This is a genomic window from Pseudomonas sp. NFACC02, assembly GCF_900110765.1.
Lineage (GTDB): Bacteria > Pseudomonadota > Gammaproteobacteria > Pseudomonadales > Pseudomonadaceae > Aquipseudomonas.
Genome location: NZ_FOEO01000026.1, coordinates 1 through 22465 on the forward strand (window position 1 = coordinate 1; position 22465 = coordinate 22465).

Below are 22465 nucleotides of genomic sequence, written 5' to 3' on the forward strand. Positions count from 1 at the left end.
CGACGCTCCGTGGGCCCGCGCCGAACGGGCATCCATGCCCTGACGGCGCTCTCGCGGCATCCCTGCCGCTCGACCCACTGCGCGTCGTCTACGTTTGGCCTGCTCCCAAGTCGCGATTTGTGGTGTCTGGGCTGTCGCGTATATGAACAGCTCGGGCTGGAGCTAGCGCTCCTCGCATTCTTGGGTCGTGCATCCATTTCCCGCACACTTCTCTCTTGTAGGAGCGTGGCTTGTCCCGCGATCTGCCGGGAACCGGCAGCAAAACCGGTGCATGCGGTGTGTCAGGTACAACCAAGTCGCCTGATTTTGCTGCCGCTGCGCGACAGATCGTCCGAGTACGGCCCAGAGCAAGCGCGTTCCTACGCCTTCGGCAGAATCAGCGGACTTCCATGACACTTGTTTTACGACTGCTGTTGCTGTTGCTGTTGCTGTTGCTTTTCCTGCCTCGTCAGTCCAGACGCCACCAAACGCGACTTGGGTGCAGGCTGAACGCAGGCGGTGTGGAGTGGGCCGAGCGGCATGGATGCCGCGAGAGCGCTGCGAGGACATGGATGTCCGTTCAGCGCGGGCCCACGGAGCGTCGCCGGAGTGAAGGAACCTCGACGAAGTCGAGGCCAAACCGGGAGTTCAGACCCTTGGTTACTTGGGGTCTTTTCAAGTAACCCGCCGAAGGCGGAACGCTTCTGCCGTTAGGCAGAACAAGATCAGCGCCCCCCGAATAACGGATATACACACGACTTAAAAGCCGTCAAAAAAGAAAGCGAAGCGCTTACAGCGCCCCAAACACCTTCTTCGCCAGACCCGTCGCAGCGGCGCCCGGATTCGCGCGAATGCTCTCTTCCTGTTTGGCGATCATCTTGAACAACCCGTCCAGCGTCTTCTCGGTCACATAGCCCTCGACGTTCGAATCCTTCGCATCGACCACGCCCAGACTCGCCGCCTGACCGGCAAAAGCGTTGTATTTCTGCGCCAGACCCACCTTGTCGGTGGCCTGCTTCACGATCGGCAGGAACCTGGCGCGGATCTGTTCGCGGCTCGACGTGTTCAGGTACTGAGTGGCCGAATCCTTGCCGCCGCTGAGAATACCCTTGGCATCCGACACGCTCATCTTCTTCACTGCATCGACCAACAGCGCCTGAGCCTGGGGCACGGCGGCTTCAGCCGCCTGGTTCATGCTGTTTTCCAACTGTTCAACCTGAGTGCCCATCCCCAGCAATTTCATCTTGCTCGCGACTTTGCCCAACTTGCCCGGCAGTTCGATGCGCACGTCCTTGTTGTTGCTGAAACCGCCCGGCACACCCAGTTGCTTGACAGCGATCTGGGCGCCTTGGGTCAGCGCATCCTTCAGGCCGCCGGTCGCGTCCGATTGCGACAGGTCACTGAGCGACAGCGCGAATGCACTGGCCGAGAACATCAGGCCGGCGCAAAGGCCCGTGAATGAAAGTGTGCGAAGCAGCATGGGTTATGTCCTTTTCAGAAAAGCGAAAGCAGGGGCGGCCGGTTTATCGGGCCGGGTTCAAACGGATCTTCACAGGAGGTTTTTCCTCCAGCGTCAGGTCCACGGTGTAGCGCTCGGTGCTGATCATCAGCAGTTTGCCGTCGACTTCGATGCGCGCACTGACGGCGTACGTGTGGCCCTGTTGAACCTGTTTCTGATCGTAGGTCAGGTGGAACGGTAGCGGCACCTGACCTTTGATCGGGCCGTTCTGGCTGGCCAGTGTCTGTGCGGGCGCATCGGCCCGCGACACATCCTGAAGCGTGACCTTCAGCGTAGCGGTCGGCGGCAAAGCCATGCGTTGAAGGTAAAACACCTCACCGTCCAGGGTGCCGGGCAGGTTGTCCGGGGCATGGGCGCACGCGGCGAGGACGGTGGTCATCAAGGTCAGCAGAATGTGTTTCATCGGGTGGATCTCCTTGGCGTGCGACGGCGTGCGCTTACACGGTGAAAACGGTTATGTGCGGACGGCTCCCTTCGTGAGCAAGCGCACTCCCAAAGGGGAAGGGGCACTGCGTCAGACGCCCGGGTCCGTGTCTACGACTTCTTCATTGCGATGCAGTGCCACCTGGCGAATGGACAGGCGGATTTCGGCGGGCAATACACGCTTGGCGGCGCCTTCGGCCAGTTCCCCCAGCAGCGCGTGATAACCCAGTTTGCCGTTTTCGTCCTTGCGCAACACGTCCTGGTCGAGCAGCGTCTGGATGAAGTGGCGGAACAGGCTCTTGTCGAAGAATTCCGGCGCGTTCAGGCCATGCAGGATCGACAGGCGCTGGGCCATGATCGTGCACAGGTCCTCCAGCTGTTCTGCCGTCAGGGTGTGCTGGCCGTTATTGAGCAGCAGGGAGATCGACATGTAGAAACGCTGCAGGGTCTGGGCGATGGCGCGCGACAGCACGGTCAGTAACACGAAGTGACGTGAGCTCGGGGCGGGGCGCAGGTAGACATCATTCTCGAAGCGTAGCAGGCCCTGTTCGACGAACGCCGCCAGCCATTGATCGATGACGGCATCCAGTTCGTCCAGCGACCAGCGAATGAACAGCTCCGCTTGCAGGTACGGGTAAAGCGCGCGTGCGTAGCGCAGGATCTGCTCGCGACTCATGCGCGACGAGCTCTGGAAGAAACTCGCGAGCAGCGAGGGTAGCGCGAAAATGTGCAACACGTTGTTGCGGTAATACGTCATCAGGACGGCGTTCTGCTCGTCCAGGTACAGAATCTTGCCCAGCGCGTCTTTCTGCTCGGACAGCAAGTCCATTCCCTTCACGTGCTCGATCAATGCACGGCCGTCACCGTCCGGCAACGTGGTGTGCGGGGAGTAAGGCACCGCGCGCAGCAGCGTCAGGTACAGGTCGAGCACGCGCGCCAGGGCCTGATCGTCCAGTGCATGCTTGTTCGTCGACAGCAGGGCCAGCGCGACCAGATTGACCGGATTGATCGCGGCCGCTTCGTTCAGATGCCGGGCCACGCGTTCGCCCAAGCGGTGAGTGGTCTCGTTGAGCCAGGCCGGTTTGAAGACCGGGCCCAGCTCCTGAGTGCGCCAGTCCGGTTGTTCGTGGTCGAGGAAGTCGGCCAGTTTGATCGGCTCGCCGAAGTTGACTGACACCTGACCGAAACGCTGCTTGAGTGCGCCGATGACTTTGAAAATGTCGAAGATCGATTCTTTCTTCTTCGCCGCGCCGCGCAATTCGCCGAGGTACGTGCGGCCTTCGAGCACCCGCTCGTAACCGATGTACACGGGGACGAACACGATCGGCGTGCGGGAATTGCGCAGGAAACTGCGCATCGTGATCGCGAGCATGCCGGTCTTGGGTTGCAGCATGCGACCGGTGCGCGAACGCCCGCCTTCGACGAAGTACTCCACCGGGAAACCCTTGGTGAACAACGTGTGCAGGTACTCGTTGAAGACCGCTGTGTACAACGGATTGCCCTTGAACGTGCGGCGCATGAAGAACGCACCGCCGCGCCGTAGCAGGCCGCCGATGACCGGCATGTTGAGGTTGATGCCTGCCGCGATGTGCGGCGGCGTCAGGCCGTTGCGGAACAGCAGGTACGACAGCAGCAGGTAGTCGATATGGCTGCGGTGGCAGGGCACATAGATGATCTCGTTGCCTTGGGCGACGTTCTGCACGCCTTCCAGATGGCTGACCTTGATGCCGTCGTAAATCTTGTTCCAGAACCAGCTCAGCACCACTTCCAGAAAGCGAATCGCGGTGTAGGTGTAGTCCGAGGCGATTTCGTTGCCGTAGTGCAGGGCTTTCTCGCGGGCCTTGGCTTCCGGGATTTTCTCTCGGGCGGCCTCGTCGAGAATGGCCTGTTTGACCAAGGGATCGGCGACCAGCCCTTTCACCAGGTTGCGACGGTGCGAAAGGTCGGGACCGATAGTGGCCGTCTTGAGGTTGCGGAAATGCACGCGCAACAGGCGCTGGGCCATGCGCACTGTGCGCTCGTAGCCTTTGTTTTCGTCGACCAGTTCGCGCAGGTGGACGGGGGCGGAAAACTGCACCCGGGTCTTGCGCCCCAGAATCAGAATCGTGACGAAACGGCGCAGACGCCCGGTGACGGCCCAACTGTCGGCGAACAGCAGTTTCCAGGGGCTGTCTTCCTTGTCCGGCGATTGGCCCCAGAACACGCTGACGGGAATGATCTGCGCGTCTTCGGTCGCATTTTGCGTCACGGCGCCCACCAGGCGCTCCAGGGCAGGTGGCGCGCCGCGTTTGTCCTGACGGCCCAGCCAGTCAGGCTCGGGCGTCAGGTAAAAGAAGGCGGCGGGTTCGGTCAGATTGCCCACCGCAACCGGCAGCACAGGACGCGGCAGACCGGCTTTGCGGCACTCGGTGTCGAGTACGGCAAGGTCGCTGAGCGACGGATTCTGCAGCGCATAAAAGACGGGACGGCTGCGGTCCAGATTGAGGGTAAACGACGATTGATTGATGGTTTCCGAACGCACCCACAGGTACAGCAAGCGACGCAGGGTGCCAAACACAAGACGGCGGAACGGGGAACGGGTCATACGAATTCTGCGCTAGGGGGTCAATGCCCACGAAGCGGCCAGTTTGCCGCATATGGCGGGGATGGGCAAAGTTGCGCGCAGGGACGAGGGCCTCGTCCTGTGCGAGCGAGCGTGCTCGCGAAAGGCGTTCAGTCCCTGCATCTTCAGGGACTGACACATGGCTTTCGCGAGCAAGCTCACTCCCCCAGGTGATTCGTAACCTGTGAGAGAGGAGTGCGCATGTCGCCTTACGACGTCCGCCAGGTGATCTCTTCTTCGCCGTCGGCACTGATGCGAATCCAGCGGTCGGCGTCTTCGTCGTTCTCTTCTTCCACCCAGGTGCCCGGCGCGCAGCGGACTTCGACGTTCAGGGCGGAGAAGGCGGCGCGGGCGCAGGCGATGTCGTCTTCCCAGGGCGTCTGGTCGCTGTCCAGGCACAGGCTATTCCACTTGCCGACGGCCTTGGGAATCCAGGTCACGGGGATGTCGCCCGCCTTGCACTTCCAGGTCTGGCCTTTCTGGACCCATTCGCTGCACGGGCCGATGTCTGCCGTCAGCCACGCAGTAATGGCTTTGTGATCGACATCAGCGTCTTTCAGGTAAATCTCGATATCGGGTTGGCGCATGGCGGCCTCGTGAGTGTTCTGGTAAATCCATTCGCGGATTCGTTCGGTGTACAGGTTCGATGCCGGTCGCCGGGTGCTTACTGCAGAACGAAATAATCGTAACGCATCGACACCGTGGTCTCGAACGGCTCCGTCTGGTCGACCACGCTTGCCCGTCGTTCGGCACTGGCGCGCCAACCGTGCGGCGTCATCGCCAGCAGATTCGCGCGGGCCTGACCATCGACCAGCGTCAGCTTGAACGTCAGGGTTTCGCTGTGCTGCAAGGTCATGCCCTCGGGCACCAGCGCCAGGTGCTTTTCGTCCGCGTAGTCACGGACTTCGTCGTACAGGCGTTGGCGCAGCTCCATCAAATGTTCATTGGTCGGCCCCACACGCATCAGGCCGCCACCGGGCGACAGCAAGCGCCTGGCTTCTGCCCAGTCCAGCGGACTGAACACGCTGGCGATGAACTGGAGGCTGGCGTCTGGCAGCGGCACGCGGGCCATGCTGGCAATCAACCACGTCAGGTCAGGATTTCGCTTGCAGGCGCGCTTGACCGCCTCGCGGGAGATGTCCAGTGCATAACCGTCGGCATCGGGCAGGGCCGTCGCGATTTGCGCGGTGTAGTAACCCTCTCCGCAGCCGATGTCGAGCCAATGGGCAGGATGACGCTCGGCGGCCAGCTCAGCCAGGCGTCTGGCCACCGGGGCGTAATGCCCGGCATTGAGAAAGTCGCGGCGCGCCTCGACCATCGCCTGGTTGTCGCCGGGGTCGCGGCTGTTCTTGTGCTGCACCGGCAGCAGGTTCAGGTAACCCTGGCGGGCGCGGTCGAAGCGGTGGCCCACCGGGCACACCACGCCGTTGTCCGCTGCGTCGAGCGGCGCTGAGCAGATCGGGCAGGTCAGCATCAGGCGAGCAACTTGACCAGGGTCTGATAGTAAATCTCGGTGAGCACGTCGAGATCGCTCGCCAGGATGCGTTCGTTGACCTGGTGAATGGTCGCATTGACTGGCCCGAGTTCAACCACCTGCGTGCCCAGAGTTGCAATGAAACGCCCATCCGACGTGCCGCCGCTGGTGGACGGCTGGGTGTCGCGACCGGTGACGGTCTTGATGCTGGCCGACACCGCGTCGAGCAGCGCGCCCGGTTCGGTCAGAAACGGCAGGCCCGACAGTGCCCATTCCACGTGCCAGTCCAGGCCATGTTTGTCGAGGATGTCGGCGACGCGCTTCTGCAAGCCTTCAACCGTGGATTCGGTGGAGAACCGGAAATTGAACACCGCCGTCAGGTCGCCCGGAATCACGTTGGTCGCGCCCGTCCCCGAGTTCAGGTTGGAAATCTGGAAGCTGGTGGGCGGGAAGAATGCGTTGCCTTCGTCCCAATGTTCGGCCGCCAGTTCGGCCAGCGCCGGAGCCGCCAGATGAATAGGGTTTCTGGCCAGATGCGGGTAGGCCACGTGGCCCTGCACACCCTTGACGGTCAAGGTGGCGCCGAGCGAGCCTCGACGGCCGTTCTTGACCACATCGCCGACGAGGGTGGTGCTCGAAGGTTCGCCGACGATGCACCAGTCCAGACGCTCCTTGCGGGCCGCCAGGCGTTCGATCACGGCTTTGGTGCCATGGTGCGCCGGGCCCTCTTCATCGCTGGTGATCAGGTAGGCGACCTTGCCCTTGTGATTCGGGTAATCGGCGACGAAGCGCTCGGTGGCGATGATCATCGACGCCAGGCTGCCTTTCATGTCCGCCGCGCCACGGCCGCACAGCATGCCGTTTTCGTCGATCAGCGCGTCGAACGGGTCGTTCTGCCAGGCCTTGACCGGACCGGTCGGCACCACGTCGGTGTGACCGGCGAAGCACAGCACCGGACCGTCCTGCGTGCCGTGGGTGGCCCAGAAGTTATCCACCTCCTCGATGCGCATGGGTTCCAGCATGAAGCCGGCATCACCCAGGCGTTTCATCATCACGGCCTGACAGTCGGCGTCGAGCGGCGTGACCGATGGGCGACGGATCAGGTCGCAGGCGAGTTGCAGAGTGGGCGAGAGGTCGGCTGGGGCTGTCATGAAAGGTCCGCAGAAGTAGGAGTGTTAACCCTGTAGGAGCGCGCTTGCCCGCGAATGCGTTCTGTCTGGCACATCATAGGTATCTGACACAAAGCATTCGCGGGCAAGCGCGCTCCTACAAAACGGCGGATATCTTAAAGCAAAACGGCGACCCTAAGGCCGCCGTTTGGTCGAGCGCACTTTTGTTTCAGGCCGTGGCGGGCTCTGTCGCCGCCTTGGGTTTCGGCAGCGAAGACAGGAAGGCCATGATCAACGCCGCCAGGTACGGCAGCGATTGCACCAACAGCATGGTCACCCAGAAACGCATGTCATTGCTCGGCAGCCCCTGCACCAGGCAGATGCCCAGCGCCGCGCCCCACAGCAGTAACATGATGAACAGCTCTTCCCGCGCCTCGGAAATCGCGACCAGCAGGCCGTGGCTGTCGGCATTTTTAGGCGTGCGAAAGAACGGGATGCTGGTGGTGAAGAAACCGTACAGCACTGCCTTCGCAATGGTGTGCGACAACGCCAGACCGGCCAGCGCGGCATAGAACGCGTCCTTGAGGTTCACGCCGACGGCGCGACGGTACAGGAAGATGATCTTGCCGACCTTGAAGAAAAACAGCGCCAGCGGCGGAATCGCGAAAATCAGCAGCGGTGGATCGATCCGGTTGGGCACGATGATCATTGCCGCCGACCACAGCAGCGCGCCGACCGTGAAGAAAATGTTCATGCCGTCGGCGACCCAGGGCAGCCAGCCGGCGAGGAAGTGATAGCGCTGGCCACGGGTCAACTCGGTGTCCTTGCCGCGCAGCAGGCTGGCGGCGTGACGCTTGATGATCTGGATCGCGCCATAGGCCCAGCGGAAGCGCTGCTTTTTGAAGTCGATGAAGGTGTCGGGCATCAGGCCCTTGCCGTAGCTGTTGTGAGCGTAGGCCGCCGAATAACCTTTCTCGAACACGCGCAGGCCCAGTTCGGCGTCCTCACAGATGCACCAGTCGGCCCAGCCCAGTTCTTCCAGTACCGAGCGACGGGTCATGGTCATCGTGCCGTGCTGAATGATCGCGTCACGGTCGTTGCGGGTGACCATGCCGATATGGAAGAAACCTTTGTATTCCGAATAGCACAGCTTCTTGAACGCGCTTTCATGCTGGTCGCGGTAGTCCTGCGGCGATTGCACGACCGCAATTTTCGGGTCGGCGAAGTGCGGGACCATGTGCTTGAGCCAGTTGCGGTCGACGCAGTAGTCCGAGTCGATCACCGCGATCACTTCCGCGTCAGGTGCGGTGTGCGGGATCAGGTAGTTCAGCGCGCCACCCTTGAAGCCGGCCAGTGGTGCAACGTGGAAAAACTTGAACCGCTCGCCAAGCATCTCGCAATGAGCCTTCACCGGTTCCCAGACGGCCGGGTCCTTGGTGTTGTTGTCGATCAGCAACACTTCGAAGTCCGGGTAATCCAGCGCGGCCAGCGCATTGAGGGTCTGTTTGACCATCTCCGGCGGCTCGTTGTAGCAGGGCACATGCACCGAGACTTTGGGTCGGTAGGCGGTGTCCGTTTCGACTGGCAGGAATTCACGACGTCGCTTGTGGGTCCAGACCGCTTCGGCCAGTTCGTGCGCCTCGGTTAGCAGCACGATAAAGACCCCGAAAGCACCGAGCGCCAGAAGGAACCCGACCAGCAGGCTGAACCAGGTGCTGTATTGCTGGCTGTAGTCGTAGCCGATCCACACCAGGACCGAGCCGCAGAGGAACGCGACAAATGTCAGGAAGGTGCGGCCTCGCTGGCGCAGGGCCGAGCCGTCGATCAGCAGCAGGGCGAGTGCCAACATCGCCAACACTGCGGATCCGATGGCCAATACTCGCCACTGCGGGATCGCAACCACCGGGCCTTCGAAGTTGAATTTCTGCTGGCGTGCTGCGTTGAACACGCCCCAGTACGCGCCGACCGAGCCTTCGTCGCTGGCTTTCCACGGCTGGTCGAAGGCTTCGATCACGAAGTAGTTGAAGCCCTGACGGTTGAGCTTGTTGACCAGCGTGCGCAGATAAATGGCCTGATCGGCCTGGGTCGCGTCGGCGCCGCCACGCATGTGGCCATTACTTGGCCAGCCGACCTCAGACAGCAGCAACGGCTTTTTCGGGAACATGTGTTTCAGCTCCCGCGCCCGGTCGAGTACGTACTGGCCAGCCTTGTCCATCGGGATGTATTCCCAATACGGCAGGATGTGTGCAGCGATCAGATCGACATGCTTTCCAAGCTCCGGGTATTTCTCCCAGATGTGCCACTGCTCGGAGGTGGTGACCGGCACTTTCACCGCCGCGCGCACGCGGTCGAGAATGGCGATCAGATCCTTGGGAGTGATCTCCTCGCGAAACAGCGCCTCGTTGCCTACGACCACGCGAACGACGCTGCGGGTGGTGTTGGCGAGTTCGATGGCGGTGTTGATCTCGCGCTCGTTACGTTCCAGGTCCGGACTGATCCAGATGCCCAGGGTGACACGCAAACCAAATTCTTCGGCCAGCTTGGGGATGTCCTTGAGGCTGCCATCCACCGAGTAGATGCGAATGTTGTCCGTCTCCTTGCTCATGATCTCCAGGTCCTGACGCATTTCATCGTCGGACGGGTAGACGCCTTTTTGAGGGCTTTGGCCCAGTCGGAACGGAGAGTAGGAGAATCCAGAGATCTGTTCGGGCCAGTTGGGGGCCGTGACCGGGCGGTTGATCAGCGCCCAGAAACCGGTAAACAGCGCGGCGATGGCCACGACGACAACCAGGTTGAGTCCAAATTTACGCGATGGCATAGGTACTTCGGGTTCCAAGAGGGGAACAGGGAGAAGCTGACAGACGTCAGCCAGCGAGAGCTTTGGCAACCGACAAAGGTTGAAGTTCTATTCCGGGAAAAATGTAGTTTTTTTCGCTATCTATGGCGAGGAGTTTTCCCGTTCCGATCGGCGAACACTGTTTTCTGTAGTAGACGTCGGAGGTTACGACGGCAGCGAACGCGGTGTGTCAGTGAAGCCTGTATTGGCTGAGCAACCGCATTCGTCCGACCCCGACCCGCACCAGGCCGGCTCACATCGCGCAGCGATCACCTTCAGGTTTTCTGACCAAACACCCGTCACCCACTGCTGTCCCAATCCTCGGCAGGGCCTATAATGCGCGCCGGTTTTTTGGGGTATTGGTCATGAGCACAGAAGATCCGCGGTTTGCTGGCGTCGCCCGTTTGTACGGCATCGAAGGCCTGGAGCGCTTGCGCGCGGCCCATGTCGCGGTGGTCGGCATTGGCGGCGTCGGTTCCTGGGCGGCGGAAGCCATGGCCCGCTGCGGCGTGGGCGAGATCTCGCTGTTCGACATGGACGACGTCTGCGTCAGCAACAGCAACCGCCAGTTGCATGCCCTGACCAGCACAGTCGGTCGCCCCAAGGTCGAGGTCATGGCTGACCGTTTGCGCGAAATCAACCCGGATTGCACCGTGCACGCCGTGGCTGATTTCGTCACCCGCGAGACCATGGCCGAGTACATCACGCCGAACATCGACTGCGTGCTCGACTGCATCGACAGTGTTAACGCGAAGGCGGCGCTGATCGCCTGGTGCAAGCGGCGCAAGATCCAGATCATCACCACCGGCGGTGCGGGCGGACAGATCGACCCGACGCTGATTCAGGTCTGTGACCTCAACCGCACCTACAACGATCCGCTGGCTTCAAAAGTGCGTTCGACCCTGCGTCGCGACTATGGCTTCTCGCGCACGGTTACTCGTCATTACAGCGTGCCGTGTGTGTTTTCGACCGAGCAACTGCGCTACCCGAAGCCGGATGGCAGTATCTGCCTGCAGAAAAGCTTTGTCGGCGACGGCGTGAAGCTGGACTGCGCCGGTGGGTTTGGCGCGGTGATGATGGTGACCGCCACTTTCGGTATGGTGGCTGCCACCAAAGCAGTGGATAAGATCGTCGCGGGCGTAAGGCGCCCGGCTGATCGGGTCAAGGCGAAGGAAGAAGCTCAGTCCTGAATGTCTGGCGGTCTTGACCGTTGAGCGAGCAATCTCACTTATAGGGTGTTCATTACCACTATTCGGGGTGACGCTGATGGTTTGGTTTGTCCTAACGGCCAAACTGTTCCGCCTTCGGCGGGTTACTTGAAAAGACACCAAGTAACCAAGTGTCAGGCTCCCGGCTTGGCCCTCCTGCGTCGGGTTCCTTCACTCCGGCGACGCTCCGTGGGCCCGCGCCGAACGGGCATCCATGCCCTGACGGCGCTCTCGCGGCATCCATGCCGCTCGACCCACTCCGCGCCGCCTGCGTTCAGCCTGCACCCAAGTCGCGTTTTGTGGTGTCTGGCCTGCTGCGGTAAGAAGATCAAAAGCCAGAGCGCTTTGCGCTGCTTGGATTCAACATCTCATGGCTCAACCCGCCAACTGCCGCATCCTCTGCAACACCGCATTCAGGCCGTTGCTGCGTGACGGTGATAACTGGCGGCTCAAGCCCAGCTGATTGAACCAGTCCGGCAGATCGACCTTTTGCAGATCCTGCGCCGTCAGACCGTTGACTCGTGCCAGCAGCAGCGCCACCAGCCCACGAATCAACCGCGCGTCGCTCGCGGCACGAAACTGCCAGTGACCGTCGATGACGTCGGCGAGCAACCAGACTTTGCTCTCGCAGCCGTCCACAAGGTGCTCGGCAGTCTTCTCTTCGTCAGCCATGGCGGGGAGGCGGTCGCCCCATTGCATGAGCAAGCGGGCGCGCTGCTCCCAACTCAGCGACGTGCCAAAGGTTTCCAGTGCGGTACGGGCGGCATCGGGAAGGCTCATCGCAGCAACTCCAGTGCCTGGTCCAGTGCGCTGAAAAACCGCGCCAGATCATCGGAATCGTTATACAGCCCCAGCGATACACGAATGGCGCCGGACAGGCCCAGGCTGTTGATCAGCGGAATCGCACAATGGTGACCCGCACGCACGGCGATACCTTGTTCGGTGAGCAGGTGCGCCAGATCGGCGTTGTGCACGCCGTCGATCACAAAGCTCGCCAACGCGATTTCTGGTTCACCCACCAGTCGCACGCCCTCGCGCAACATCAGCCCGGCCCGCAGCAGCGCGTGCAGGCGCATCTCATGCTCGGCGGCTGCGAGGTGATTGACATCGCTCAGGTAGTCCAGCGTCGCGCCCAGCCCGATCACGCCGGACACAGGCGGTGTACCAGCTTCGAAGCCCAGCGGGGCAGGGCGAAAGGTGGCGTGGTGGTAATCGGTCTGCAGCACCATCTCGCCGCCGAACTGCCAAGGTTTCAATTGCGCCAGCGCCTCGTGCCGACCGAACAGCACGCCGACGCCGTCCGGGCCGTACAGCTTGTGGCTGGAAAACACGTAAAAGTCGCAGCCCAGCGCCTGCACGTCGTGGCGACCGTGAACCACGCCTTGAGCGCCATCGATTACGGTGATAGCGCCCTGAGTCTTCGCCAATGCAGTCAACGCGGTAACAGGCTGCCAGGTGCCCAGCACGTTGGATAACTGACTGACGGCCAGCAGACGCGTGCGTGAGTTGATCAGGCCGCGAGCGGCGTCTAGATCGATCACGCCTTGTGGCGTCAGCGGCAGCACCACCAGCTTCAGGTCGCGGCGTTTAGCCAGTTGCTGCCAGGGCAGCAGATTGGCGTGGTGTTCCAGTGCGCTGACAACGATCTCGTCGCCGGCCTGAAACAGATGTTCCAGCCCGTACGCCAGCAGGTTGAATGCCGAGGTTGCGCCGTGGGTGAAGACGACCTGCCCGCCAGCACCGATGTGCAGCCACTCGCCCACTTTCTGACGAGTGTCCTCGAACGCCTGGGTGGCCATGGCCCCTGGCAAATGCTGCGCACGGTGTACGTTGGCGGCACCGGTGGCGTAATAGTGCGTCAGGGCGTCGATCAGGGCTTGAGGCTTTTGCGCTGTGGCGGCGCTGTCCAGGTAGGTCTGGCCTTGCCGTTCAAGGGCGTCGAGGGCAGGGAAGTCAGCGCGCCAAGGGGAAATGAGGGACATAGGATCTCGCTCTCTGCACCGCAGGCACGAATTCAACGTGAGTTCGTGCCTGCGAGTCGATCAGTTGTGAGCGTGCAGCGCTTCGTTCAACTCGATGGCCGACTTGTGGGATTTGCATTCCACGGCACCGGTTTGCGAGTTGCGACGGAACAGCAGGTCAGGCTGACCCGCCAGATCACGGGCTTTGAGCACCTTGACCAGTTCGTTCTTGTCGTCCAGCAGGGCGACCTTGGTGCCTGCAGTGATGTACAGACCGGCTTCCACCGTGTTGCGGTCACCCAACGGAATACCGATACCGGCGTTCGCGCCGATCAGGCAGCCTTCGCCCACTTTGATCACGATGTTGCCGCCGCCGGACAGTGTGCCCATGGTCGAACAGCCGCCGCCCAGGTCAGAGCCCTTGCCGACGAACACACCCGCCGACACACGGCCTTCGATCATGCCAGGGCCTTCGGTGCCAGCGTTGAAGTTGACGAAGCCTTCGTGCATCACGGTGGTGCCTTCGCCGACGTAGGCGCCCAGACGTACACGAGCGGTGTCGGCGATGCGCACGCCGGCCGGCACCACGTAGTCGGTCATTTTCGGGAATTTGTCGACGGAGAAGACTTCCAGCAGCTCGCCTTTCAGACGGGCTTCCAGTTGACGCTCGGCCAGCTCGTTCAGGTCGATGGCACCCTGGCTGGTCCACGCCACGTTCGGCAACAACGGGAACACGCCCGCCAGACTCAGGCCATGAGGCTTGACCAGACGGTGAGACAGCAAATGCAGCTTGAGGTAAGCCTCAGGCGTGGAGGTCAGCGCGGCGTCTTCGGCCAGCAGCGTGGCGACCAGCGGCTTGTGGCTTTCGGCCAGACGGGTCAGCAGCGCAGCCTGCGCAGCGTCCACCGACTTCAGTGCGTCAGCCAGCTTCGAGGCCAGATCGGTGTTGAAAGTGATGGCCTGATTGCCACCGGTGTAACCCAGAACTGGCGCAACCGCCGCGACGATTTCAGCCGACGGGTTGAGCAGCGGCAGGGCGTAGAAAACTTCCAGCCAGGCGCCTTGACGGTTTTGAGTGCCAACGCCAAAGGCCAGGCTGAACAGGGAAGTGGACATGTGAATACCTCTTTAAATGGCTATCTCAATCAGGCGATAGCTGCTGCGTACAGTTCGGGTTTGAAGCCAATCAGGGTTTTGCCGCCAAGATCCAGCACCGGACGCTTGATCATCGACGGTTGGGCGAGCATCAGTTCGATCGCCTTGTCCTGGTCGAGATCGGCTTTCTGCGCCTCGTCCAGCTTGCGAAAGGTCGTACCGGCGCGATTGAGCACCGTCTGCCAGCCGTGCTCATTGCACCACTGGGTCAGGTGTTCGCGGTCGATGCCCTGCGTTTTGTAATCGTGGAAATCGTAGCTCACCGGTTTTTCATCAAGCCAGGTGCGAGCCTTCTTCATCGTGTCACAGGCTTTGATCCCGTAAAGGTGCAACTTTTTATCGGCCATGAGCTTGCCCCCTTTGGAATATGGAAAAAAACGGTGACGGATTATGCCACGTACAAACCACTTGGGCGCGGACTGCCGATGCTTTGAATGGGTTTACCGCGGATTTTGGTATTCAGTCATACCTAGGTATCAGGACGTGGCCCAAGCTTGAACCGCTACTATGGCACTTCGACGCTGCACGCGGGTCTGCTCCGGGTGTCAGTCAAACAGTCGCTCGCCCGGGGAAATACGCAATGCAGACAGCCTATACCGTCCTTATCCTGTTGACGCTGGTAGGTGTCTCGCGATTGCTGGCCCGGGTCATCCCGCTGCCATTGCCTCTGGTTCAGATCGCAGCGGGCGCACTGTTGGCGTGGCCAACGCTGGGCCTGCATGTCGCGCTGGACCCCGAGCTGTTTCTTTTTCTGTTTCTGCCACCGTTGCTGTTCTCCGACGGCTGGCGCATGCCCAAACGCGATTTCTGGCGTTATCGCGGCCCGATCCTGACCATGGCGGTAGGGCTGGTGATCTTCACCGTCATTGGTGCGGGGTATTTCATTCATTGGCTGCTGCCCACCATTCCGTTACCGGTGGCCTTCGCGCTGGCCGCCGTGTTGTCACCGACAGACGCCGTGGCGGTGTCCGCGATTGCTCAGGACCGGTTGCCTGCACCGATCATGCGGCTTCTGCAGGGCGAGGCGTTGATGAACGATGCGACGGGCCTGGTAACCTTCAAGTTCGCCCTGGCAGCGGCCATCACCGGCGTCTTTTCCCTGACTGACGCCAGCCTCACGTTCTTGCTGGTGGCCTTCGGCGGCCTGGCGGTCGGGGTAGTGCTGAGCTGGCTGGTGGGACGCTTCCGAAGCTGGATGATCATGCGTGGCTGGGACGATCCGGCGACCCACGTCGTCTTCATGTTGCTGCTGCCGTTTGCCGCGTATGTGCTTGCAGAACGACTCGAACTGTCGGGCATTCTTTCGGCGGTGGCGGCGGGCATGATGCAGAGCTGGGTGGACCTGCTGCCGCGTCAGACCAGCACCCGGTTGCTCAACCGCAGTGTCTGGACCTTGTTGGAGTTTGCCTTCAACGGCCTGATTTTCCTGCTGCTGGGCTTGCAACTGCCGGACATCGTCAGTGCAGTCACCCATCACGAGCCTACCCTCTGGCCGACATTGCTGTGGCGTTGCCTTGATGTGCTGGCGATCTTTGTGGTTTTGGCGGTGCTGCGCTATGTCTGGGTGCGCAGCGTCTGGCGTCTGATGGTGCTGGCAGGGCGTTGGCGCGGGCATAACGAGGGCCTGGTGGAGTTGTCGCCCCGCTCATCGTTGCTGCTGACGGTGGGAGGTGTTCGGGGCGCGGTAACCCTGGCCGGTACGCTGTCGGTGCCCACGTTGCTGGCCGCGGGCGTCGAGTTTCCCGAGCGGGATTTGCTGATATTTATCGCGGCAGGCGTGATCTTGCTGTCATTGGTGGGCGCGAGCATCGGTTTGCCGCTGCTGTTGCGCGGACGGGTTTCCGAGCCGGACCTGCGCCTCAAGCGCGAAGTCCGTGACGCATGGAAGCGTACCGCTGAAGCCGCCATCCAGACGCTGGAAAACCAGGAAATTCCCGGCGCCACCGGCACCTCGCCCGACGCAGTCCAGGCCGTGCTGGCCACTGAAGTGAAGTCACGGATCATGTCCGAATACCGGCATCGTCTGGAGATTTTCAACGACACCGCCGAGGCCCAGGCCTTGGCGTTCCAGATGGAACAGTTGGAGAAACGGATGCGCATCAATGCACTGCGGGCCCAGCGACTGGAGCTGTACAGCCTGCACCGCCATCACCAGATCGGTGATGACGTGCTGCGTATCGTGCTGGCAGAGCTTGACTTGAACGAAGCCAATCTGGGGTTAGCCAAATAGCGCTGCCGCGACGTGCTCAACGGTTCAGGACGAACTCACGAATCCGTTCTGCAGCCTCGACGCATTCGGCCAGCGGCGCGACCAGAGCCATGCGAACTCGACCGGCGCCAGGATTGAAGCCATCTACCTCGCGGGACAGGTAGGAGCCTGGCACCACGGTAACGTGTTGTGTCACGAACAAATCGCGGCAGAACTGTGCGTCATCCCCGCCGACGTTCGGCCACAGATAGAAACTGCCATCGGGCCGCTGGACATCCATGACGGGAGCGAGAATGTTCAGCACCGCGTCGTACTTCTCGCGGTACAGGTCCCGGTTGGCCCGAACGTGCGCTTCATCGTTCCACGCCGCGATACTCGCCAGTTGGGTTTGAACCGGCATCGCGCAGCCGTGGTAGGTGCGATACAGCAGAAAGGCCTTGAGGATCTCGGCATCGCCGGCCACGAACCCTGAACGCAGGCCCGGCAGGTTCGAACGCTTGGACAGGCTGTGGAAGACCACGCAGCGCTTGAAGTCCTTGCGGCCCAGTTGGGCGCAGGCAGTGAGCAGGCCTGGCGGCGGGGTCTGTTCGTCGAAATACAGCTCGCTGTAACACTCGTCCGCGGCGATCACGAAGTCATGTTCGTCGGCCAGTGCGATCAGCTTTTTCAGCGTTTCGGCGGGGATCAATGCGCCCGTCGGGTTGCCCGGCGAGCACAGGAACAGGATCTGGCAACGCTTCCAGATATCGGCAGGCACGGCGTCGAAGTCGGGATTGAAGCCGTGCTCGGCCAGGCAGGGCAGGTAGTGCGGCTTGGCACCGGCCAGGAACGCTGCGCCCTCATAGATCTGGTAGAACGGGTTCGGGCTTACCACCAGGCCGTCATCGCTGCGGTTGACCACGGTCTGGGTAAAGGCAAACAGCGCTTCACGGGTTCCGTTGACAGGCAGCACATGTTTGCCTGCGTCCAGCCAGCCTTCAGGGACGCTGAAACGACGCTCGCACCAAGTGGCGATGGCTTCGCGCAGTGCCGGAATACCGGCTGTGGTCGGGTAGACCGCCATCTGGTCGAGGTTGTCGGCCAACGCTTTGGCGACGAATGCCGGCGACGTGTGCTTGGGTTCGCCAATAGAAAGCGCAATCGGGTTTTTGTCCGGGTTCGGCGTGACATTGCCGAGCAGGGCGCGAAGCTTTTCGAACGGGTAGGGCTGAAGCTGTTGCAGGGCATTATTCATGGGCGATCGGTCTCAAGAACGGGGCGCCTTCCCTTGGAGAAGGCGCCTTGAATCGAATGTTCAGGTCGGGGAATCGGGTCTCAGATGCTGATCCGCAGTTCGCTGCTCGGCTCCGGGTTGACGCTCAACTGCTGGACGATCGCGTCACGCAGCTGGCTGCACAGTTGCGGGTCGGACAGCGGCTGGTTGTTTTCGTCGGTCAGGAAGAACACGTCTTCCACGCGCTCGCCAAGCGTTGCGATCTTGGCGTTCTGCAATGACAGATCGAACTCCAGGAAAATCTTGCCGACGCGCGCCAGCAGGCCGGGGCGATCGGGTGCGCTCAGTTCAAGCACTGTGACCGGACGCTGCGCATCGTTGGAGATGGTCACCACGGGCGCGAAGGCGAAATGCTTGAGCTGACGGGGCACACGACGCTTGATGATGGTCGGGTAATCGTCAGGGTTGCGCAGTGCCTCGGTCAGACCGTCGCGAATGGCCTTGATCCGCTCAGGGTTGTCGCCGATCGAGCCACCGTCACTGTCGAGCACGATGTAGGTGTCGAGGGTGAACTGACTGGTCGAGGTGATGACCCGTGCGTCGTGAATGTTAAGGTTCAACTGGTCCATCGCGGCCACCGTCACCGCGAAGAAGTCGTGCTGGTCTGGCGCGTAAATAAAGATCTGGGTGCCGCCTTCGAACTCCCGCTGAGTGGTTTCCTTGATCAGGACCAACGGCCCGCCGTCCGCCGGTTGCTGCAGGATGGCGTCGCTGTGCCAGGCCACATCGCCGGCGGTATGGCGCAGAAAGTAATCGTCGCCCAGTTGCGACCACAATTGCTCGACATCGTCCGGGTCGGTGCCGTTGCGCACGAGAATATCCAATGCAGCGCTTTGCGTGCGGCGGATCTGTTCCTCGCGGTCCACCGGGTTTTCCAGGCCGCGTTTGAGCGCGCGCTTGGTTTCGGTGTAAAGCTGACGCAACAGGCTGGCCCGCCACGAGTTCCACAGCGTCGGGTTGGTCGCGTTGATGTCGGCGACGGTCAGCACATAGAGGTAATCGAGGTGCACTTCGTCACCCACGAACTGGGCAAAGTCGTGGATCACTTGAGGGTCGGACAAGTCTTTGCGTTGCGCCGTGGTCGACATCACCAGGTGGTTTTGCACCAGCCAGACAATCAGTTGAGTGTCCCAGTGCGGCAGATGATGACGAATGCCGAAGGCTTCGGCATCCATCGCGCCCAGTTCCGAGTGATCGCCACCGCGGCCTTTGCCGATGTCGTGGTACAGGCCCGCCAGGTAGATCAGCTCGGGCTTGGGCAGCTTGCCCATGAGCTTGCTGGCCAGCGGGAATTTCTCTGACACTTGCGTGTACTGAAGCTTACGCAGGTGTTTGATCAGGTTCAGCGTGTGCGCATCGACCGTGTAGATATGGAACAGGTCATGCTGCATCTGCCCCACGATGTGTCCGAATTCCGGCAGATACAGACCCAGAATGCCGTAGCGGTTCATGCGGCGCAGGTTGCGATGGATGCCGATCTCGCACTTGAACAGCTCGATGAACAGGCTGGTATTGCGGATATCGTTGCGGAACTCGTTATTGATCAGGTGCCGATGTTCGCGCAGCAGTCGAATGGTGTCCGCGCGCACGCCCTTGATTTCCGGACGCTGAGCCATCAGCACGAAGATCTCCAGCATGGCGAACGGCGTACGCTTGAAGACGTTCGGGTGGGTCGCCTCGATGTAACCGTCGTGCAGCTGGAACCGCGAATTGATCGATTCGGTGACGGTGTTGGCGTCGTCCGACAGAATCACTTCCTCGAAGTGCTGAATGATCAGGTCGCTCAACTGGGCGATGCTCATGACCACGCGGTAGTACTTCTGCATGAAGCGCTCGATGGCGAGCTTCGCGTCGCTGTCCTGATACCCCAGCAAACGCGCGATATTGGTCTGGTAGTCGAACAGCAGTCGATCCTCCGAACGCCCCGCCAGCATGTGCAGTGCGTAACGGACTTTCCAGAGAAATTCCTGGGAAGCTGCCAGCAGCGCGTTCTCGCTCTCCAGCAGGAAGCCCTGGTCGGCGAGCGCGTGCAGATTCAGGGTGCCGTACTGACGCCGCGCAACCCAGAGGATGGTCTGAATGTCGCGCAGGCCACCCGGCGAGCCTTTGACGTTGGGCTCCAGGTTGTATTCGGTGTCGAAATACTTGTGGTGGCGGGTCTTCTGCTCGGCACGTTTGGCGAGGAAAAACTCCTTGCTCGGCCACATTTCATGGGTGCTGGTGACGTCCAGCATACGCTGGCGCAGACGCTCGGGGCCGGCAATGGTGCGGCTTTCCATCAGGTTGGTGATCACCGTCAGGTCGGCACGGGCTTCAGTGGCGCACTCATCGACGGAGCGCACGCTCTGACCCACCTCCAGACCGATGTCCCACAGCAAGGTCAGAAAACGCTCGATGGAGTCGCGGAAGATCTCGTGATCAGCGCTGTCGAGCAGGATCAGCAGGTCGATGTCGGAATACGGGTGCAACTCGCCGCGGCCGTAGCCGCCGACCGCCAGCAGGGCGATGTCGGCGTCTTCGCTCCAGTCAAACTGTTCCCAGGCCTGTTGCAGGATGTTGTCGACGAACCAGGCGCGATCCTCGATCAGGCGACGAATGTCCCGGCCAGCCTTGAAACGTTCGTCCAGCACCTCGCGGGCCTGACGGATGGCTTTTTTAAAAGCAGCGATCGGGCTGGCCTTCAGCGCCAGTTCGGCCTGGAACTGGCCGCGATCGAACAAATCTGGGTCCACCTGCGGCATCGAACTGCTTTCCTTCTATCTATACCGGCTGTGTATGTAGCACGTGGTGATCACGCCGAAGTGCGTGGGATGGTGTCGTCGCTGCGCAGGGTGAAGATTTCATAGCCGGTGGCGGTCACCAGAATGGTGTGCTCCCACTGCGCTGAAAGCTTGCGGTCCTTGGTGATGGCTGTCCAGCCGTCACCCAGCAGGCGCGTGTCGGGCTTGCCCTGGTTGATCATCGGCTCGATGGTGAACGTCATGCCTTCCTTGAGCTCCATGCCGGTGCCGGCCTTGCCATAGTGAAGGACCTGCGGCTCCTCATGAAACACCTTGCCGATGCCATGGCCGCAGTATTCGCGCACCACGGAAAAGCCGTTTTTCTCGGCGTGTTTCTGGATGACTTCACCGATATCGCCCAGGTGTGCACCGGGTTTGACGATTTCGATGCCTTTATACATGCATTCCTGGGTGATCCTCGACAGCCGTTCTGCCCACTCGGGCACTTTGCCGACATGGAACATCTTGCTGGTGTCGCCGTGGTAGCCGTCCTTGATGACGGTCACGTCGATATTCAGCACGTCGCCTTCTTTCAGCGGCTTTTCGTTGGGGATGCCGTGGCAGACCACATGGTTGATCGACGTGCAGATGGATTTCGGGAAGCCCTTGTAATTCAGCGGAGCCGGAATGGCCTTCTGCTCGTTGACGATGTAGTCATGGCAGATGCGGTCCAGTTCGTCGGTGGTGACGCCAGGTTTGACGTACGCCCCGATCATTTCCAGGACGTCTGCGGCCAGACGACCGGCGATTCGCATCTTTTCGATGTCTTCAGGGGTTTTGAGGGTAACGGACATACAAGGCTCTCTCGGCGCGGCGGGGCCGCTGCTAAACACGGAAAAACGCGATTCTACCAGACCGCCGCCGGGCGGGTTATCATCGCATCCTTGTATGGCGGCTGGCAGGCTCATCGTCCGGTCGCGCAATGCAGGCAAAAAGTCCCGTAAAACAGCATCTTATTTCGGGTTCCGTTATCGGCACTTTTGTGATATAAAATGCGCCGCTTTACGGGGTAAGCCCCGAAAGCTCAAACCCACACACGTGTCGACACGATGACCTGGGTGCCCTCGGCTCAAGCCGTTGGTTGGTCATTGGGATACGTGGAGGCCTAACCCGACTTATCAAGGAACTATCATGTCCCAAGTCAACATGCGCGATATGCTGAAGGCCGGTGTGCACTTCGGTCACCAAACCCGTTACTGGAATCCGAAAATGGGCAAGTACATTTTCGGCGCGCGTAACAAGATTCACATCATCAACCTTGAAAAAACCCTGCCGATGTTCAACGAAGCACTGACTTTCGTTGAGCGCCTGGCCCAGGGCAAAAACAAGATTCTGTTCGTCGGCACCAAGCGTTCCGCTGGCAAGATCGTTGCTGAAGAAGCGGCACGTTGCGGTTCGCCGTATGTCGATCACCGCTGGTTGGGCGGCATGCTGACCAACTTCAAAACCATCCGTGCTTCCATCAAGCGTCTGCGCGAGCTTGAAGTTCAGGCTGAAGACGGTACGTTCTCCAAGCTGACCAAGAAAGAGGCGCTGATGCGCACTCGCGATCTGGAAAAGCTGGATCGTAGCCTGGGCGGTATCAAGGACATGGGCGGTCTGCCAGACGCACTGTTCGTTATCGACGTTGATCACGAGCGTATCGCGATCACCGAAGCCAACAAGCTGGGTATCCCGGTTATCGGCGTCGTCGATACCAACAGCAGCCCGGAAGGCGTTGATTACATCATCCCAGGCAACGATGACGCCATTCGCGCCATCCAGCTGTACATGGGTTCGATGGCTGACGCGGTTATCCGTGGTCGCAACAACGTTGCTGGCGGCACCGACGTTTACGTTGAAGAAGCTCCAGCGGCAGCTGTTGAAGGCTGAGTAGCAAACGCCTGGCGTTTACTCAGTACGCGAAAAGGGGGCTTTGCCCCCTTTTTGCCACCTCG

17 protein-coding genes are annotated in these 22465 nt (G+C 60.9%); 3 read left to right on the plus strand and 14 right to left on the minus strand.

Annotated features, from left to right (window positions below):
• Nucleotides 1–769: 769 nt before the first annotated feature.
• From BMY73_RS19055 to BMY73_RS19085, 7 genes are all read right to left on the minus strand, one after another.
• Nucleotides 770–1459, minus strand: coding sequence for a DUF4197 domain-containing protein (locus BMY73_RS19055; protein ID WP_092409029.1), 690 nt, complete (start codon nucleotides 1457–1459; stop codon nucleotides 770–772).
• A 43-nt stretch (nucleotides 1460–1502) separates the two neighbouring features.
• Nucleotides 1503–1901, minus strand: a complete 399-nt coding sequence (locus tag BMY73_RS19060; protein ID WP_062383195.1) for a YbaY family lipoprotein — start codon at nucleotides 1899–1901, stop codon at nucleotides 1503–1505.
• Between the two features lie 111 nt (nucleotides 1902–2012).
• Nucleotides 2013–4505, minus strand: coding sequence for a glycerol-3-phosphate 1-O-acyltransferase PlsB (gene plsB, locus BMY73_RS19065; RefSeq protein ID WP_092409031.1), 2493 nt, complete (start codon nucleotides 4503–4505; stop codon nucleotides 2013–2015).
• A 227-nt stretch (nucleotides 4506–4732) separates the two neighbouring features.
• Nucleotides 4733–5110: a hypothetical protein gene (locus BMY73_RS19070; protein ID WP_062383191.1), complete on the minus strand. Its 378-nt coding sequence runs from the start codon at nucleotides 5108–5110 to the stop codon at nucleotides 4733–4735.
• A 77-nt stretch (nucleotides 5111–5187) separates the two neighbouring features.
• On the minus strand, nucleotides 5188–5997 hold the full coding sequence (locus tag BMY73_RS19075) for a putative RNA methyltransferase (protein WP_092409033.1): 810 nt from the start codon (nucleotides 5995–5997) through the stop codon (nucleotides 5188–5190).
• Entirely contained in the window at nucleotides 5997–7148 is a 1152-nt protein-coding gene (gene dapE, locus BMY73_RS19080; protein WP_062383185.1) for a succinyl-diaminopimelate desuccinylase, read from the minus strand. The genes BMY73_RS19075 and dapE overlap by 1 nt, the downstream gene beginning before the upstream one ends.
• A gap of 187 nt (nucleotides 7149–7335) precedes the next feature.
• On the minus strand, nucleotides 7336–9924 hold the full coding sequence (locus BMY73_RS19085) for a glycosyltransferase family 2 protein (protein WP_062383183.1): 2589 nt from the start codon (nucleotides 9922–9924) through the stop codon (nucleotides 7336–7338).
• Between the two features lie 377 nt (nucleotides 9925–10301).
• On the opposite strand from BMY73_RS19085, the gene tcdA reads away from it, so the two are divergent.
• Entirely contained in the window at nucleotides 10302–11132 is an 831-nt protein-coding gene (gene tcdA / locus BMY73_RS19090; protein WP_092409035.1) for a tRNA cyclic N6-threonylcarbamoyladenosine(37) synthase TcdA, read from the plus strand.
• A gap of 393 nt (nucleotides 11133–11525) precedes the next feature.
• On the opposite strand, the gene BMY73_RS19095 is transcribed toward tcdA, so the two are convergent.
• The 4 genes from BMY73_RS19095 to BMY73_RS19110 are packed head-to-tail and all read right to left on the minus strand — an operon-like array spanning nucleotide 11526 to nucleotide 14613.
• Nucleotides 11526–11930 (minus strand): SufE family protein, encoded by a 405-nt coding sequence (locus BMY73_RS19095; RefSeq protein WP_092409037.1) that lies wholly within the window; start codon nucleotides 11928–11930, stop codon nucleotides 11526–11528.
• The gene (locus BMY73_RS19100; protein WP_092409039.1) at nucleotides 11927–13132 is read right to left on the minus strand and encodes an aminotransferase class V-fold PLP-dependent enzyme; all 1206 of its coding nucleotides are present in this window, start codon (nucleotides 13130–13132) and stop codon (nucleotides 11927–11929) included. The genes BMY73_RS19095 and BMY73_RS19100 overlap by 4 nt, the downstream gene beginning before the upstream one ends.
• A 60-nt stretch (nucleotides 13133–13192) precedes the next feature.
• Complete coding sequence (dapD, locus tag BMY73_RS19105) at nucleotides 13193–14227, minus strand: 2,3,4,5-tetrahydropyridine-2,6-dicarboxylate N-succinyltransferase (RefSeq protein WP_062383168.1); 1035 nt, start codon at nucleotides 14225–14227, stop codon at nucleotides 13193–13195.
• 29 nt (nucleotides 14228–14256) lie between these two features.
• Nucleotides 14257–14613, minus strand: coding sequence for an ArsC family reductase (locus BMY73_RS19110; protein WP_062383165.1), 357 nt, complete (start codon nucleotides 14611–14613; stop codon nucleotides 14257–14259).
• A 233-nt stretch (nucleotides 14614–14846) separates the two neighbouring features.
• Here BMY73_RS19110 and BMY73_RS19115 point away from each other — a divergent pair, with 233 nt between their 5' ends.
• Nucleotides 14847–16496: a Na+/H+ antiporter gene (locus tag BMY73_RS19115; RefSeq protein WP_092409041.1), complete on the plus strand. Its 1650-nt coding sequence runs from the start codon at nucleotides 14847–14849 to the stop codon at nucleotides 16494–16496.
• Nucleotides 16497–16512: 16 nt separating this feature from the next.
• Here the strand turns inward: BMY73_RS19115 and dapC are convergent, their stop codons facing one another.
• From dapC to map, 3 genes are all read right to left on the minus strand, one after another.
• On the minus strand, nucleotides 16513–17709 hold the full coding sequence (gene dapC / locus BMY73_RS19120; protein WP_092409044.1) for a succinyldiaminopimelate transaminase: 1197 nt from the start codon (nucleotides 17707–17709) through the stop codon (nucleotides 16513–16515).
• Nucleotides 17710–17789: 80 nt separating this feature from the next.
• A complete protein-coding gene (locus tag BMY73_RS19125; protein WP_092409046.1) occupies nucleotides 17790–20489 on the minus strand; it encodes a [protein-PII] uridylyltransferase in 2700 nt (899 codons plus the stop codon).
• Between the two features lie 50 nt (nucleotides 20490–20539).
• The gene (map, locus tag BMY73_RS19130) at nucleotides 20540–21322 is read right to left on the minus strand and encodes a type I methionyl aminopeptidase (RefSeq protein WP_062383148.1); all 783 of its coding nucleotides are present in this window, start codon (nucleotides 21320–21322) and stop codon (nucleotides 20540–20542) included.
• A 337-nt stretch (nucleotides 21323–21659) separates the two neighbouring features.
• Here map and rpsB point away from each other — a divergent pair, with 337 nt between their 5' ends.
• On the plus strand, nucleotides 21660–22400 hold the full coding sequence (rpsB, locus tag BMY73_RS19135) for a 30S ribosomal protein S2 (RefSeq protein ID WP_062383145.1): 741 nt from the start codon (nucleotides 21660–21662) through the stop codon (nucleotides 22398–22400).
• Nucleotides 22401–22465: the final 65 nt, after the last annotated feature.

Coding starts and splice junctions, on each gene's coding strand:
- BMY73_RS19055 (WP_092409029.1), bottom strand. CDS start 1,459: ATGCTGCTTCGCACACTTTCATTCACGGGCCTTTGCGCCGGCCTGATG.
- BMY73_RS19060 (WP_062383195.1), bottom strand. CDS start 1,901: ATGAAACACATTCTGCTGACCTTGATGACCACCGTCCTCGCCGCGTGC.
- plsB (WP_092409031.1), bottom strand. CDS start 4,505: ATGACCCGTTCCCCGTTCCGCCGTCTTGTGTTTGGCACCCTGCGTCGC.
- BMY73_RS19070 (WP_062383191.1), bottom strand. CDS start 5,110: ATGCGCCAACCCGATATCGAGATTTACCTGAAAGACGCTGATGTCGAT.
- BMY73_RS19075 (WP_092409033.1), bottom strand. CDS start 5,997: ATGCTGACCTGCCCGATCTGCTCAGCGCCGCTCGACGCAGCGGACAAC.
- dapE (WP_062383185.1), bottom strand. CDS start 7,148: ATGACAGCCCCAGCCGACCTCTCGCCCACTCTGCAACTCGCCTGCGAC.
- BMY73_RS19085 (WP_062383183.1), bottom strand. CDS start 9,924: ATGCCATCGCGTAAATTTGGACTCAACCTGGTTGTCGTCGTGGCCATC.
- BMY73_RS19095 (WP_092409037.1), bottom strand. CDS start 11,930: ATGAGCCTTCCCGATGCCGCCCGTACCGCACTGGAAACCTTTGGCACG.
- BMY73_RS19100 (WP_092409039.1), bottom strand. CDS start 13,132: ATGTCCCTCATTTCCCCTTGGCGCGCTGACTTCCCTGCCCTCGACGCC.
- dapD (WP_062383168.1), bottom strand. CDS start 14,227: ATGTCCACTTCCCTGTTCAGCCTGGCCTTTGGCGTTGGCACTCAAAAC.
- BMY73_RS19110 (WP_062383165.1), bottom strand. CDS start 14,613: ATGGCCGATAAAAAGTTGCACCTTTACGGGATCAAAGCCTGTGACACG.
- BMY73_RS19115 (WP_092409041.1), top strand. CDS start 14,847: ATGCAGACAGCCTATACCGTCCTTATCCTGTTGACGCTGGTAGGTGTC.
- dapC (WP_092409044.1), bottom strand. CDS start 17,709: ATGAATAATGCCCTGCAACAGCTTCAGCCCTACCCGTTCGAAAAGCTT.
- BMY73_RS19125 (WP_092409046.1), bottom strand. CDS start 20,489: ATGCCGCAGGTGGACCCAGATTTGTTCGATCGCGGCCAGTTCCAGGCC.
- map (WP_062383148.1), bottom strand. CDS start 21,322: ATGTCCGTTACCCTCAAAACCCCTGAAGACATCGAAAAGATGCGAATC.
- rpsB (WP_062383145.1), top strand. CDS start 21,660: ATGTCCCAAGTCAACATGCGCGATATGCTGAAGGCCGGTGTGCACTTC.